A 14,858-nucleotide genomic window follows, 5' to 3' on the forward strand; every position below is an offset into this window, starting at 1 on the left:
GCTGCAATTATTGACAATTTAACAATTAACACACGAAAAACTACACTTAGGGGAGTTCTTTAAAACCTTTTTCCTTAATTTAGGGACGACTAATTCAAAGAATTCAAAATGAAACCAAACTACACCTTATTGGGCCTATGGGCCCTTTTTCTATTATTTTCAAATACTTCGGAAGCACAACGGAGAAACAAATCCAAAAGTGTCAACGTCACCTATCCAGAGGAATTATATTCTAGCCTGGACTATCGAGAAATAGGTCCTTTCAGGGGCGGCCGTTCAGCAGCAGTAACCGGTGTTCCGGGGGAACCTAATCTGTATTATTTCGGAGCCACTGGAGGTGGGGTTTGGAAAACACTGGACGGAGGACGCACCTGGGAAAATATTTCTGACGGTTACTTTGGTGGAAGTATTGGTGCGGTTGAGGTTGCACAGAGTGATCCAAATGTAATGTATGTCGGCGGCGGAGAACAGACCCTACGAGGTAATGTTTCATCGGGTTACGGAGTTTGGAAAACTGTGGATGCCGGTAAAACCTGGGAAAAGGCCGGGCTGGAAAAAAGTAGGCATGTACCACGAATCAGGGTGCACCCCACGGATTATAACACAGTATATGCAGCGGTTTTAGGAGATATTTACAAACCCACCAAGGATAGAGGAGTCTTTAAAAGTACGGACGGTGGAAAGAACTGGAAACAAATACTTTTTGTAAACGAACAGGCTGGTGCAGTCGATTTGACCTTCGACCCTAACAATCCGAGAATTTTATACGCATCCACTTGGCGTGCACAGCGTACGCCTTATAGTTTGAGTAGTGGTGGAGAAGGTTCTGCCTTATGGAAAAGTACGGATAGTGGGGAAACTTGGAAGGAAATTTCCAAGAACGAGGGCTTCCCAACGGATACTTTGGGGATTATCGGCGTAGCAGTTTCCCCTAAAAATTCAGAGAGGGTTTGGGCCATTGTAGAAAATAAAGAAAAAGGTGGACTGTACCGTTCCGAGGACGGTGGGAAAAAATGGACGCTTGTCAATAGCGACCGTAGTTTAAGACAACGTGCCTGGTATTACACACGCGTATATGCAGATACCCAGGATGAGGATGTGGTTTATGTACTAAATGTAAGTTATCATAAATCTACGGATGGAGGTAAAACCTTTAAGTCATTCAACGCACCACATGGAGACCATCACGATTTATGGATATCCCCAGAGGATGGGCAACGCATGATTATTGGCGATGATGGAGGTGCCCAGATTTCCTATGACGGCGGGGAGACTTGGAGTACCTATTACAATCAACCAACGGCTCAATTTTACCGGGTTACTACGGACAACCATTTTCCATATCGGATCTATGTGGCGCAACAGGATAATTCTACCTTGCGAGTGAACCACAGGAGTGATGGTTCTGCTATAACAGAGGATGATTGGGAAGAAACGGCAGGGGGTGAATCCGCTTGGATAGCCGTAGACCCTGAAAATGACGATATCGTGTATGGAGGTAGTTACGATGGTTTTCTTACCCGTGTCAATCATGAAAAGGGAACGGTTAGAGGAATAAATGTATGGCCAGATAATCCAATGGGTGCTGGTGCGGAGGCCATGAAGTATCGATTTCAATGGAATTTTCCTATTTTATTCAGTAGGCACGATCCAAATAAACTTTATACCTTCTCCAACCATGTACACATGACCACCAATGAAGGGCAAAGTTGGGAAGTCTTAAGTGGCGACCTTACCAGGAACGACCCCACCAAGTTAGGTTCCAGTGGTGGACCCATCACCCAGGATAATACCAGTGTAGAATACTACTGTACCATCTTTACGGCCAATGAAAGTCCTTTAAAGGAAGGCTTACTTTGGGTAGGTAGTGATGACGGGTTAATCCATGTAACAAAAGACGGTGGCGAAACATGGGAAAATGTCACCCCCGCTAATATGCCGGAGTGGAATATGATCAACAGTATAGAGCCTTCTTATTTTGACGAAGGAACTTGTTACGTGGCAGCTACGCGATACAAATTAGGTGATTTTCAACCTTATTTATATAAAACGACTGATTATGGTAAAACATGGACCAAGATTACCAATGGCATCGATGCAGAACATTTTACCCGAGTTGTTCGGGAAGATCCCAAAAGAAAGGGATTGCTTTATGCAGGAACGGAAACAGGTATATATATTTCCTTTGATGATGGAGCCAATTGGAATTCCTTTCAGATGAACCTGCCCATTGTACCAATCACGGATTTGACCATTAAGGATGATAATCTTATAGTGGCCACTCAAGGTAGAAGTCTTTGGATGATCGATGATTTAACCGTGTTACATCAGTTGGACGAGAATAAGAAGGGTTCCGGAAATATTCTTTACAAACCAAAAGAAACATATCGTACAAAGGGACGGGCTTCAAGTAGGCTATCCAAAACTTCAGGTCAAAACCATCCTAATGGTGTGGTAACCCATTTTTACTTAAAAAATCTCAGTGAAAAGGACAGTGTACATCTAACGTACACTTCAATGGCAGGCGATACTTTGGCCACATACAATAACTTTTCAAAGGAAAAGGATAAAAAACTCGAGGTAAAGAAAGGCGGAAATACCTTTGTTTGGGATACTCGGGGGAAAGGGGCGAAACTATTGGATGGTATGATCCTTTGGTGGGCCAATTTAGATGGTCCAAAGGCGGTTCCAGGCAGCTATAAGGTACATCTTAACGTTAATGGAGATACCAATACGGAAACCTTCAAAATTGTTCCGGATCCGAGGGCAGAAGCATCTGTTGCAGATATGCAAAAACAGTACGACTTTATTACCGATATCAATACCACTATTGATAAGGCCCATAAATCCATAGAAAAGATTAGGAACGTTACTGCTCAATTAGATGCATTTACCAAACAGTATGCGGACAACGAGTCCACTAAGGAGCTTATTGAAAAGGCCAAGAAGATGAAGGAAAGCCTTGGTGAAGTGGAAAAGGCCCTATATCAAACAAAGAACAGAAGTAGGCAAGACCCATTGAACTTCCCAATCAAATTGACCAATAAATTAGGGCATCTAAACAGCTTGGTGGCGATTGATGATTTTCCGCCAACGGATCAGGATATTCAGGTAAAAAATGAGCTTACGGCTCAAATCAATGAGGAGTTGGAGAAGTTTGACGCGGTAATGTCCAACGAACTCAAGGAGTTTAATTCTTCTTTTAATGCATTGGGACTTAAATATTTGTTTGTTGAATAATGAGGGAGTTAAAATAATTTAAAATGAAGAAACCGAATAAAATATTACTTTTTCTTGGGTGTACGTTAGCCACGCTGGTTGGTTTTTCGCAAACAGCCAATGACTATTTTCAATCGATGAAATATCGGAACATTGGTCCTTTTCGAGGGGGAAGGTCTGTGACTGCTTCCGGCGTGGTCAATGACCCGATGACCTACTATATGGGAACTACCGGTGGTGGCCTGTGGAAAACGGAGACGGCCGGACAAAAATGGGAGAATATTTCAGACGGCTACTTTAAAACAGGTTCTGTTGGTGCGGTTGCTGTTTCCAAATCCAACCCTAATGTCCTCTATTGCGGTATGGGAGAGCATGCTCCTAGAGGGGTGATGACTTCTTATGGTGACGGGGTCTATAAATCTACAGATGGTGGAAGAACTTGGCATTATTTAGGTTTGGAGAAAACACAGCATATTTCCAGAATTCTTATTCATCCAACGAACCCTGATATTGTTTATGTGGCCGCTCAAGGAGCCTTATTTGAAGGTAATCCCGAAAGAGGTATCTATAAATCGGTAGATGGAGGAAAAACGTGGAAAAACACCCTATTCGTCAATGACCTGACCGGAGCTGCGGAGCTTTCCATGGATTCCAACTTTCCAGAAATTATGTATGCGGCCATGTGGGAACATCAGCGTAAACCAAATATCGTTATCAGTGGTGGAGCAGGCAGTGGTCTTTATAAATCTACCGATGCAGGGGAGACCTGGACAAAAATTCATGAAGGGCTTCCGGAAGAAAAGGGAAAAATGGCCATTGCGGTGAGTCCGGCCAATTCCAACAAAGTATATGCTTTGATAGAGAGTGATTCCAATTCGGATAAAGGTGGACTTTTTGTCTCCAATGATGCCGGTGAATCTTGGTCCATGGTCAGCGGTGACAATAGATTGGTGCAACGCGCCTGGTATTACATTGAAGTGTTTGCAGACCCCAATGACGAGGATACCGTATATGTTTTAAGTGCCTCGATGTTCCGTTCCGAGGATGGAGGTAAAACTTGGGAAACAATTAATGTTCCCCATGGTGACACCCATGACCTGTGGATTAATCCAGAGAATTCTAAAAACATGGTTTTAGCGGATGATGGTGGGGCAACCATCACTTTTGACTACGGAAAAACTTGGTCCTCCCAGGATAATATGCCTACGGCCCAGTTCTACAGAATTAGTGTGGATAACTTGTTTCCGTACAATATCTATGGTGGCCAGCAAGATAATACATCGGTTCGTATTGCGAGTTTGTCCTTGGGCAGGGGTGGAATTTCGGAACAAGATTGGACCTACGCTGCGGGAGGTGAAAGTGCCTTTTTGGCCTTTGACCCGGATGATCCAAGATATGTGTTGGGAGGCAGTTACTTGGGAACTATTGAAGTATTGGATATGGATACCAAAAGTTCCACTAACGTTATGGCGGCCCCTATTCAATATCTTGGACGTGAAGCCAGAAATATGAAATATCTTTATAACTGGAATGCCCCTATTATTGGCTCAATTCACGAGCCTGGCACCTATTATCACGGAGCTCAATTAGTACTAAGAACCCGAGACATGGGAGTAACTTGGGAGGAAATTTCACCTGATCTTACGAGGGACATTGACGAAAAGCAAGGAAACGGTGGTGGTCCATATACCAATGAGGCCGTTGGTGCAGAGAACTACGGAACCTTAGCCTATATGATAGAATCTCCACATGAAAAGGGAGTTTTTTGGACAGGGAGCGATGACGGATTGGTGCATATTACCAAAAACGGAGAGGAAACTTGGGAAAATGTCACCCCTAAGGGATTAGGAGAGACCTTGATCAATGCTATTGAGGTATCACCTCATGATTCGGCCACGGCCTATATCGCAACAACCCGATACAAGTTTAACGATTATACCCCGGCACTTTACAAAACAACCGACTATGGTAAAACCTGGACCAATATTAGTTCAGGGATTCCATATGGGGCCTTTACCAGGGTGGTAAGGGAGGATGAAAAGAAAAAGGACCTGCTATATGCCGGGACCGAACAGGGCATGTATATTTCTTGGAACGGAGGAAAGACCTGGGAACCTTTCCAATTGAATTTACCGGTAACTCCCGTGTTGGACTTAAAAGTGCATCAGGGTGATTTAATTGTGGCAACTTCTGGCCGTTCTTTTTGGATATTGGATAATCTGGATGCTTTAACGCAATATGAACCTTCCAATAAAGGTCTGAAAATCTTAAAACCAAGCCCTGCCTATGCAGGATCGTGGGGAAGTCCTCTTTCAACAAACTCCAAAGAAATAAAGGCAACCGATGCTTTTGAAGGAGTAAACCCTGCAAATGGTATGGTACTTTATTATGAATTGCCCAAATTGGGGGATTCTACTAAGGTTACTATGAAAATCAAGGATTCAAAGGGTAAATTAGTACGAAGCTTTAGTTCTGAGAAGGACAAGGACTATATACCACATAATGGAGGAGGAGCTCCTCCGGCATCCGTTCTGCCTAAAGAACAGGGATTAAACCGTTTTGTTTGGGACATGGGCCATGCCATTGTTCCGGGGATACCTGGAGTGTATATAGAAGCCGGCTTTAGGGGACATAAAGCCATCCCGGGCAAATATACTTTAGAACTTACCGTAGGGGAGGAAACGGTAAGCACACAAGGGGAAATCAAAGCCATTCCAACCATTGAGATGAAGCCTGGGCAGTTTGAGGAGTATGACGAATTGATGGGTGAAATGGAGCAGAAGATTACCGAGATGCATACCATGGTCAATTCACTCTACAAAGTACAAAAGGAACTAAAAGAAGTACTTTCAAGTATGGAAGACGAATCCTTAAAAGCCAAGGGTCAGGCACTTTTGGATAAAATGAAGGTGTGGGATGAGGATATGGTACAACGAAAGTCACAGGCCTATGACGATGTGGAAAATTTCCCGAATAAGTTTACCGCAGAGTATTTGTTTCTATTAAACCAGACCAGTGGAAGTATACCACGGGTGAACAAATCGAATTTAGACCGAAAGAAGGAATTGGACCAACAATGGACTATACTCAAGTCAAGAGGGCAGGAGTTGATTAAAGAAGATATTCCCGCTTTTAATAGTGTACTCTGGGAAGCTGGAATTGGGGCGCTACGGTTATGAGTTTCGGTTCATATCCAAAGGTGCTAATCTTTTGTATTTGCTACCTTTGATTTTATTAGCCTAAGACCATAAACTTCATGTCGGAATACTATAATTATATCAAGGCCTTGCATCTCATTTTTGTAATAACATGGTTTGCAGGGCTTTTTTATATACCACGATTGTTTATTTATCATATTGAGGCCCATCAAAAACCATCCCCTGAAAAAGAAATATTAAGTGAGCAACTTAAATTGATGACCAAACGCTTATGGTACATTATCACATGGCCATCAGCCATATTGGCTACAATGTTTGCTGTGTGGCTTTTAATACTGTTTCCTCAATGGTTGCAGCAGTCTTGGATGCATATAAAACTGGGTTTTGTGGTTTTGCTTATAGCGTATCATATAAAAAACCATTTGATTTTTAAAAAGTTCCAGAAGAATGAAATCAACTACACTTCCAATTACATGCGCATTTGGAACGAGGGTGCCACATTGATACTTTTTTCGGTTGTCTTCTTAGTAATTCTAAAAGGTACCTTTAATTGGATTTTTGGTGTTGTGGGTATATTAGTTTTAGGTATTTTGTTGATGTTGGGTATTAAACTCTATAAGAGAATTAGGAACAAAAACCCAAAAGCTTAAAAGAGTTGACCCAAATCTTTGAGGAAGGTTCTCCAATTTTGGATTGTACCGATAGACGGAAATGAACCGTATTTATTGTTCTTTATTTTTAGCTTGAGCTTGATTCATGAGATTGAACCTGCTTATGATTTTTTCCAAAAACTTTCTTTGGTGTGATATTTGCTAACTTTGAATGAAACACGAGTCCTTTGTTAAGCAGATTTTCTTTACGGTCACGCATTTTTGTATCAATGATTCTATTGGTGCTTATTGCATCTGTACTCATATTGGGCGTTACCATCTATCAGTTTAGAGAGATCAATATCGATTATCATGAAAACCGAATGGTTCGTAAAGAAGAACAGATCAGACAAAGTATAGACCTAACCATACAGAAGACCACATATCCTGTTACTACGGAAAACTTAGGACTTATTTTTAAAGACGATATTTATGAGATTGCCGTGGTGCAAAACATGAATTTCAACATATATTCCTTGGATGGACAACTAATTAAAAGTTCCCGACCTAAGCTTGATAATGACCCAATTTCCCTTTGTTTGGACCCAGAGGTTTTGAACCAGCTCGATACTAGTATTGATAAAAGGTATGTGGAAAAAAACACTGCTGCAGGGGATCAATATCAGGCATCATATACTTATATCTCTGATCGTCAGTTTAAACCTATTGGCATACTTAACCTCCCCTATTTTGAGGATAATTCCTTTAACGACAAGGAGCTATATGAATTCTTGGCAAGATTAGGTGGTGTATATTTTTTAATGCTGATTCTGGCCATAGTCCTTGCTTTCTTTATTTCCAAATATATAACACGTTCCCTGGAGACGATCAGTGATATGATGGAACGAACAGATCTCACCCGAAGAAACGAAAAGATTCATTTAGATAAACCAGGTGAGGAAATTGAAAAACTAATTTCGTCCTATAATGCCATGATCGACGAATTAAGCCAAAGTGCGGCAAAATTGGCAAAAAGTGAACGGGAACAAGCTTGGAGAGAAATGGCCAAGCAGGTGGCCCATGAAATTAAAAATCCGTTAACGCCTATGCGTTTGAGCGTTCAAAGTTTTGAACGTAAGTTCGACCCAAATGATCCAGATGTTAAGGATAAGGTAGCCGAATACTCCAAAACACTTATACAGCAAATAGATACCATGAGTAGTATTGCTTCAGCTTTTTCCAGTTTTGCTGAAATGCCCGCACAACAAAATGAAACCCTGAATGTGGTCAAAATTGTAAAATTGGCTTTGGATATATTCAATGAGGATTATATCCATTTTATTGCAGAGGAGGAGGAAATAATCGCAAAATTGGACCGCACCCAATTAATACGAGTCGTAACCAATTTAGTTAAGAACGCTATCCAAGCCATCCCGGAAGATAATACTAACCCTAGGATATTGGTTTCGGTTGCCGTTGATGGTGATATGGTAAAAATTTCGGTGGCAGATAACGGTATTGGAATACAAAAGGAGGTCGAGGATAAGATATTTGAACCAAAATTTACAACCAAAACTAGTGGCATGGGACTTGGATTGGTTATGGTAAAGAATATTGTGGAAACCTATAAGGGGATTATTAACTTTACTTCCCAACCAGGCAAGGGAACCGTGTTCTGTGTTAAATTTCCCAGGGCAGGGAATATGATAACGATAAAATAAATTAAAAAAAGATGTCTTACGAAACAATTCTTTTAGAAGTAGATGAGTCCATCGCTACAGTGACTATTAATAGGCCAAAAAAGTTAAATGCTTTAAATCGGGAAACCATTCAAGAACTTCACGAGGTAGTCTCCGAACTGGAAAAGGATTCAAAGATTAAGGTGATAATCATCACTGGAAGTGGTGAAAAAGCCTTTGTGGCAGGTGCGGATATTTCCGAGTTTGCCGATTTCTCTGTAAAAAAAGGGAAAAAACTGGCTGCTAAGGGACAAGGAATATTGTTCGACTTTATAGAAAATTTGTCCAAACCTGTGATAGCAGCGGTCAATGGTTTTGCCTTGGGCGGCGGTCTGGAGTTAGCAATGGCATGTCATTTCAGAATTGCAAGTGAGAATGCCAAAATGGGGTTGCCAGAGGTTTCTTTAGGTGTTATTCCAGGTTATGGAGGAACACAACGTCTTCCACAATTGGTGGGTAAGGGAAGGGCAATGGAAATGATAATGACCGCAGGTATGATTACGGCCGAACAGGCCAATAACTATGGATTGGTTAACCATGTGGTACCTCAGGAGGAATTACTACCGCTTTGCTCCAAAATAGCACATAAAATAACTAATAATTCCAGTGTTGCCATTTCTTATGCAATAAAAGCGGTAAATGCGGGTTTTATGAATACTGTAAATGGTTACGAGCAGGAAATTGATGCTTTTGGAGCGTGTTTTGGAACGAATGACTTTAGTGAAGGCACTACCGCATTTTTGGAGAAAAGAAAAGCTGAGTTTCCAGGTTCGTAGATAATACCGAACCAAACATGGTAAAAAAAACATTCCTATTTCTTTTTTTGATGACTATGGTTGCATCTTTTGCACAACAAAACGATGTTGCTTATAGCATTGGCCAAAAATATAATGATAAATACAAGTACTCCAACCTTTTGGCCATTGCTGATGATGGAGAAGGGGGCACCGTTATTGTAAGATCTTACTTTACCGGAATTGTTCTTAGGCCCAAGGGATACTTTATTGAACATTATAACAAGGATTTGGAATTGTTGTCCGAGTTTAACTATAAGCTGAAAAATGCAAATTTTGTAGATGCCTATATTAAAAACGGTCAGGCATATCTTCTATTTTTGGAATACAATTTTGACCGTATGGCTTATGAATATCAAATTCATAGAAGTCCATATACGGACTATCAATTTACGAAAGAAACGATATTGTCCATTCCTTCGGACCCCGTATCAGAACCCCTAGATCGTAACTATTACAATCGAAATTTCTCTTCAGGTTTTACAACCTCAGTGCTTTTTAATGATGAGAAGTCAGCTTTTGCCATTACTACGCATTTTAAAAAGCGGAAGGAGAACAAACATTTTATCCATGTTTTTGATGCTAGTCTAAACAAAATTATGGAGCATGACTTTTCCGATGAGGTGGAAGAAAAGAACTATGCCTTTGAGACTATAACCTTTTCTGAAGATTTGAGAAATGTTTATTTGGTTGGAAAGGCCTATTTTAAAAAGAAACGATTTAATGCTACAGAAAGAAAGTTTCAATATGAGATGGTTAGGATTTCCTCTGCAGGTAGAAGTACACAATCATTTTTCACCCCCGGAAAGTTTCCGGAGGCCTTAAAACCGATTTTTAAGGGTCAGGAATTACTTTGCCTTGGATTTTATGCCGATAGAAAGGATAATCGTTATAATGGTATCGCTTATTTCAAGCTCAATCCAAGTTCTCTTAATGTTGAAACGCAGAAATTCAATCCCTTCTCTCAACAATTTATGATGGATAAATTTGGTCGGGAGGATGATAAAACTCTTAAAAATTTAGTGTTCAAAGGAATGGATATTACTCCAAAAGGTGAAATCCTGTTCAATGCTGAAGAATATTTTACAAGTACCAGTACTCAAGCAAATAGCAGTGGGGGTCGTGTCATGGTTACAAGATATCATCATAATGATATAGTAAGCGCTAAATTAAGTGATGGTGGTGACTTGATTTGGGCCAGAAATATTAATAAGACCGAGGTTACCCAAGGAGATGGGGCTTACGCTTCCTATAGCTCGTACACGAAGGGTGATAAAACGTATTTCTTTATTAGTACTTCAGCCGAAAACCCACAACAGTTAAGCGACGAACGAATTATGTTCAAGCAGGGTCTAAGCAGGAACAGAAATATTTTTCTTATCAAGTTGGACAAAAACGGAAGTATGAATTATGAAAAGGTCATTGACGATACAGACGCGCGCCTGCCATTAATGGTTTCTAAACCCTACGTAGATCATCTAAATGATGAGCTTATGTTTTATGCAAAGCGGGGTTCCAAAAAACAACTCGTACAAGTAGCTGTTAAATAATTTTTAATAATGGATTATTTCCATAATTTTGGAATAAATCCAACAAATGAATTTTGATTATCCTATTAAAGGAAGGGGTGCCCAGGAAAATACGCCCAATAAATTTCTTCAACATATTTACGAGACCAGGGACGACTTCCTGGAATTTTGTCGTCTCGAAGGTGAATTGGCCGATAATAACAGAACCCAGTACATTCCCATTTTTCCAAAAACCATAGTTAACGAGGTCAAAAGTCCAGACGTTGGGATGATGTATTCCATGAACACCTATCAAGGATGTGAACATGGATGTGTGTATTGTTATGCACGGAATACGCATGAATATTGGGGATATAGTGCAGGATTGGATTTTGAGCGTAAAATTTTGGTAAAGCGTGATGCGCCAAAATTGTTGGGGGCAAAGCTAAAAAGCAAAGCTTGGAAAGCGTGCACCATTGTACTATCCGGAAATACGGATTGCTACCAACCTGCAGAGCAGAAATATAAAATTACGAGGGAGTGTCTAGAAGTATTTTTAAAATATCGGCATCCGGTAGGTATCATTACGAAAAATGGATTGATTTTAAGGGATTTGGACCTTTTAAAAGAGTTGAACAACTATGGTTTGATAGGGGTGAATGTTTCGGTGACCTCCCTGAAAGAGGAAACCCGGCGGATTTTGGAACCGAGAACCGCCTCTATCCCCAAAAGGCTGAAGACGATAAAAGTGCTGTCTGAAAACGGCATTCCCGTAAACGCAATGCTGGCGCCCATCATTCCGGGAATCAATAGCCATGAAATCTTGGGTTTGGCCCGGGCAGTATCAGACAATGGGGCCTTGTCCTTCGCTTTTACCGTAGTAAGATTGAATGGTGCCATTGGTGGTATTTTTTCCGATTGGATTCACAAGACGATGCCAGATAGGGCGGATAAGGTGTTAAACCAAATCAAGGAATGTCACGGCGGAACCCTAAACGATAGCCGCTTTGGAATCCGAAGCAAGGGTGAAGGCAAAATTGCCACCCAAATTCACGATATGGTCCGATTGGCGAGGCATAAATATTTTAGGAACAAAAAGTTCCCTACTTTGAACACCGAGCTACATGGACAATATAAAACGGGACAGATGAGTCTGTTTTAACTGTTTTATGCGTTAGTCAAAATCAAGATAAAAATCGAAAAAGGGTAACATTTGTTGTGGAATTCGGCCATCCTTGGTATAGATGTTATTGGTGTGGGTGCCAATATATTCTTCGGCAAAATGCTTTACACCTACATTTTCCAAGCGTTGACTGAACATTTTGCACTGTATGGTAAAACGCTCCCCAGCATTTCTTCCCCAATCGAATTTAATGGCCCTGAGTTTATTTAGATTTTCGAGATACTCATCGATCATATGAACGGGCATTTCGGAATACCATTTTTCAAGTGCCTTGGGGTTGGCTACAATGGCTTCATTCTTATATTCAAAGGGTAAATCAAAATAGAAAGGGGGTTTGTTGGCATTGGGAGACCATGACCGTCCAAATGCCATGATAACTTTCCCAAAATAGGATTTTGAGAGATCTTCTATGGTTTTCATTTTGGAAAATTCAATATAGGTATTGCTATTTGGTCCATATTCCCGAACGATGGTTAGCGCTCCGGGACTTAATGCATAAACGGTTTCAAAAATATCCGGGTGCTTCATGGCAATTTTTAAGGCTCCGTATCCGCCCATGCTGTGCCCGGTAATTCCGCGACTGGCAGATTTTGCCAAGGTTCTGTAGTTTTTATCCATATAAGAAACCAAATCATAAGCTGTAAAATCCTCCCAGTTTCCAAAGATGCCCGTATTGGAGTAGAAACTACCGTCATAGGTGGTTCGCTGATCGGGTATTACAAGAATAAAGGGGTCAATTTTTTGTGCCACAATAGCATAATCCAAAAGATCCTTCATATAATTCATAAGACTATTGTCGTTCAAAAAACCGTGCAAAAAATAAATTACAGGATACCTGGTTTCTGAATCTTCATAATTTGGTGGCAAATAAACCGATACTTTTCTGGTTGGATTTTCACCAAAATCATTTTCCAGGTTTTTGGAATAAATAGAGTTTAATACAACTTGTCCTTCGGCCACTTCTTGAGCGGAAAGCAAACTTGTTAGCGATAGAAATAGAATTACGAATATTTTTTTCATAATCTGAGTTTTAAAAAGGTATGTTAAGTAAATAAGCCCCAAGCGTTTTTCCATGTTTGTCCAAGGCGGTAGAAGACGTTACCCCTCCTCCAAGGGCGTCGTACATTACAAAATTAAGAGCACCGAGTTGCGGTAAATTATATCTTTTGACCTCACCCAGTACTTGTTCCCCAAACCATTGTTTAATAAATTCCGGAGTTAATTTTTCCGAAACCATTTTAAAATGTTTTGGGTCATGGACGGTGACGGAAACGTTACTAATGTTTCCCTTGTCCCCAGTTCTGACATGAGCAATTTCCCATAGTTTCATGGCTATGTAGTTTTATAGAGTACGTTAATTTCAAAATCCTCTTTAGGTACCAATATGGAGGCAATGGAAATAATTTCATCTGCCTTTTTGGTAGCGCCGCCGCCATAAGGGCCATTGGTATATAAGGTCTCCACTTCATTGGCAATGAACTGGGCCTGTTCTTTGGTATTGGTTTTCCCTGCTACCCTTAATCGAACTTCATTGATTTCCTTGGGCATTTCCCCTGTATCAAATAAGGAATTTATACCGATAAGATCACATCGTAATTCTGAAATTACAAAAGGGAGGTTTTCTAACCTCTTTTCCACGATTTCCTTGGCTAGAATAGCCCTTGCAATACAGTTGGGGCCACCGTAACTTATTTGACCTTCACCTATAAAACCATTTAAATAGCCAACGCTTACCTTATACGTTGGAGTGGCCGATTTTCCCGAGGCTCCAGAAAATTCAATTATATCCTTTTGTAATTCTTTGAATGTCACTTTTGAAAAATCAGCGGTACAGTCTGGTGTGATATAGTTTTCTGGATCATGGATTTCATATAGTAATTGCTCAGTGCATGTAGCGGTGGTGACCATTCCTCCAGTATGGTTTAATTTGGTGATAAAGCCTTCCCCTGCTTCATTTACTTCAACTAGGGGAAATCCCAAATTCCAAAGATTCGGTACTTCTTTAATACCGGGATCCGCAAAATACCCTCCGGTTACTTGTCCGGCGCACTCCAATAGGTGACCGATCATAGTTCCTTTTCCCATTTTTTCCCAATTGGTTTTTTCCCATCCAAACTCATAAAGCATGGGTGCCAAGAAAAGGGAAGGATCTGCAACCCTGCCGGTAATGATGATGTCAGCCTTATTGCTTAAGGCTTCAACAATGCCTTCGCAGCCCAAATAGGCATTAGCGGAGAACATATCCTTATTAGTTTCGGATAATGGCTTACCGGTTTCAATGACTGTTTCGTTGGCGTATTCCTGTATTTTATTTGATATGTCATCCCCAAGAACTGCGGCTACTTTCAGATTTTTAAGTCCCAATGTAGTAGCCAATTTTGCAACCTCCTCCATGGCCTTTTTTGGATTGGCCGCTCCCATATTGGTAATCACCTTGATTTTGTTTTTATGTGCCAATGGAAGGACTTTTTCCATCCTATAGAGAAGTAGGTCATTATAACCTTTTTCTGGATTGGCTTTTTTAGCTTTTTGTGCCAAGGCGATTGTTCTTTCGGCAAGGCCTTCAAAACAGATATAATTTAGATTGCCATGTTCCATTAATTCGAGTGCAGGTTCTAGGCGATCTCCAGCATACCCCGCTCCGCTTCCTATTCTAATTTTTTTCAT

The 14,858-nt window shown here is 40.7% G+C and carries 10 protein-coding genes; 7 read left to right on the plus strand and 3 right to left on the minus strand.

The annotated features are described in order from the left end of the window. The first annotated feature begins 108 nt into the window (after nucleotides 1-108). The 7 genes from PP182_RS19520 to PP182_RS19550 all read left to right on the plus strand — a co-directional run bounded on the left by PP182_RS19520 (nucleotide 109) and on the right by PP182_RS19550 (nucleotide 12,170). Nucleotides 109-3,240, plus strand: coding sequence for a WD40/YVTN/BNR-like repeat-containing protein (locus tag PP182_RS19520; RefSeq protein ID WP_272652928.1), 3,132 nt, complete (start codon nucleotides 109-111; stop codon nucleotides 3,238-3,240). A 23-nt stretch (nucleotides 3,241-3,263) separates the two neighbouring features. Next, nucleotides 3,264-6,398, plus strand: a complete 3,135-nt coding sequence (locus tag PP182_RS19525) for a WD40/YVTN/BNR-like repeat-containing protein (RefSeq protein WP_272652929.1) — start codon at nucleotides 3,264-3,266, stop codon at nucleotides 6,396-6,398. Between the two features lie 77 nt (nucleotides 6,399-6,475). Then, a complete protein-coding gene (locus PP182_RS19530; RefSeq protein ID WP_272652930.1) occupies nucleotides 6,476-7,027 on the plus strand; it encodes a CopD family protein in 552 nt (183 codons plus the stop codon). Nucleotides 7,028-7,257: 230 nt separating this feature from the next. Beyond that, the gene (locus PP182_RS19535) at nucleotides 7,258-8,688 is read left to right on the plus strand and encodes a sensor histidine kinase (protein WP_272652931.1); all 1,431 of its coding nucleotides are present in this window, start codon (nucleotides 7,258-7,260) and stop codon (nucleotides 8,686-8,688) included. 11 nt (nucleotides 8,689-8,699) lie between these two features. After that, nucleotides 8,700-9,482, plus strand: a complete 783-nt coding sequence (locus PP182_RS19540; RefSeq protein ID WP_272652932.1) for an enoyl-CoA hydratase/isomerase family protein — start codon at nucleotides 8,700-8,702, stop codon at nucleotides 9,480-9,482. A gap of 17 nt (nucleotides 9,483-9,499) precedes the next feature. Further along, nucleotides 9,500-11,050 (plus strand): hypothetical protein, encoded by a 1,551-nt coding sequence (locus tag PP182_RS19545; RefSeq protein WP_272652933.1) that lies wholly within the window; start codon nucleotides 9,500-9,502, stop codon nucleotides 11,048-11,050. Between the two features lie 46 nt (nucleotides 11,051-11,096). Continuing rightward, nucleotides 11,097-12,170, plus strand: coding sequence for a PA0069 family radical SAM protein (locus PP182_RS19550; protein WP_272652934.1), 1,074 nt, complete (start codon nucleotides 11,097-11,099; stop codon nucleotides 12,168-12,170). Nucleotides 12,171-12,182: 12 nt separating this feature from the next. Here the strand turns inward: PP182_RS19550 and PP182_RS19555 are convergent, their stop codons facing one another. Genes PP182_RS19555 through PP182_RS19565 form a run of 3 tightly spaced genes read right to left on the minus strand, consistent with a single transcriptional unit; the run spans nucleotide 12,183 to nucleotide 14,858 of the window. Further along, nucleotides 12,183-13,211 carry an alpha/beta hydrolase gene (locus PP182_RS19555; protein WP_272652935.1) on the minus strand — a complete coding sequence of 343 codons (1,029 nt, stop codon included), beginning with the start codon at nucleotides 13,209-13,211 and terminating at the stop codon, nucleotides 12,183-12,185. A 10-nt stretch (nucleotides 13,212-13,221) separates the two neighbouring features. After that, nucleotides 13,222-13,521, minus strand: a complete 300-nt coding sequence (locus PP182_RS19560) for an AtuA-related protein (protein ID WP_272652936.1) — start codon at nucleotides 13,519-13,521, stop codon at nucleotides 13,222-13,224. 2 nt (nucleotides 13,522-13,523) lie between these two features. Further along, entirely contained in the window at nucleotides 13,524-14,858 is a 1,335-nt protein-coding gene (locus PP182_RS19565) for an acyclic terpene utilization AtuA family protein (protein WP_272652937.1), read from the minus strand.

Source organism: Maribacter sp. PR1 (assembly GCF_028464145.1).
In the GTDB taxonomy this organism is placed as follows: domain Bacteria; phylum Bacteroidota; class Bacteroidia; order Flavobacteriales; family Flavobacteriaceae; genus Maribacter.

Bases quoted from the DNA above. Each gene is read 5' to 3' on its own strand.
- PP182_RS19520 (WP_272652928.1), top strand. From the start codon at position 109: ATGAAACCAAACTACACCTTATTGGGCCTATGGGCCCTTTTTCTATTA.
- PP182_RS19545 (WP_272652933.1), top strand. From the start codon at position 9,500: ATGGTAAAAAAAACATTCCTATTTCTTTTTTTGATGACTATGGTTGCA.
- PP182_RS19550 (WP_272652934.1), top strand. From the start codon at position 11,097: ATGAATTTTGATTATCCTATTAAAGGAAGGGGTGCCCAGGAAAATACG.
- PP182_RS19525 (WP_272652929.1), top strand. From the start codon at position 3,264: ATGAAGAAACCGAATAAAATATTACTTTTTCTTGGGTGTACGTTAGCC.
- PP182_RS19530 (WP_272652930.1), top strand. From the start codon at position 6,476: ATGTCGGAATACTATAATTATATCAAGGCCTTGCATCTCATTTTTGTA.
- PP182_RS19535 (WP_272652931.1), top strand. From the start codon at position 7,258: ATGATTCTATTGGTGCTTATTGCATCTGTACTCATATTGGGCGTTACC.
- PP182_RS19560 (WP_272652936.1), bottom strand. From the start codon at position 13,521: ATGAAACTATGGGAAATTGCTCATGTCAGAACTGGGGACAAGGGAAAC.
- PP182_RS19565 (WP_272652937.1), bottom strand. From the start codon at position 14,858: ATGAAAAAAATTAGAATAGGAAGCGGAGCGGGGTATGCTGGAGATCGC.
- PP182_RS19555 (WP_272652935.1), bottom strand. From the start codon at position 13,211: ATGAAAAAAATATTCGTAATTCTATTTCTATCGCTAACAAGTTTGCTT.
- PP182_RS19540 (WP_272652932.1), top strand. From the start codon at position 8,700: ATGTCTTACGAAACAATTCTTTTAGAAGTAGATGAGTCCATCGCTACA.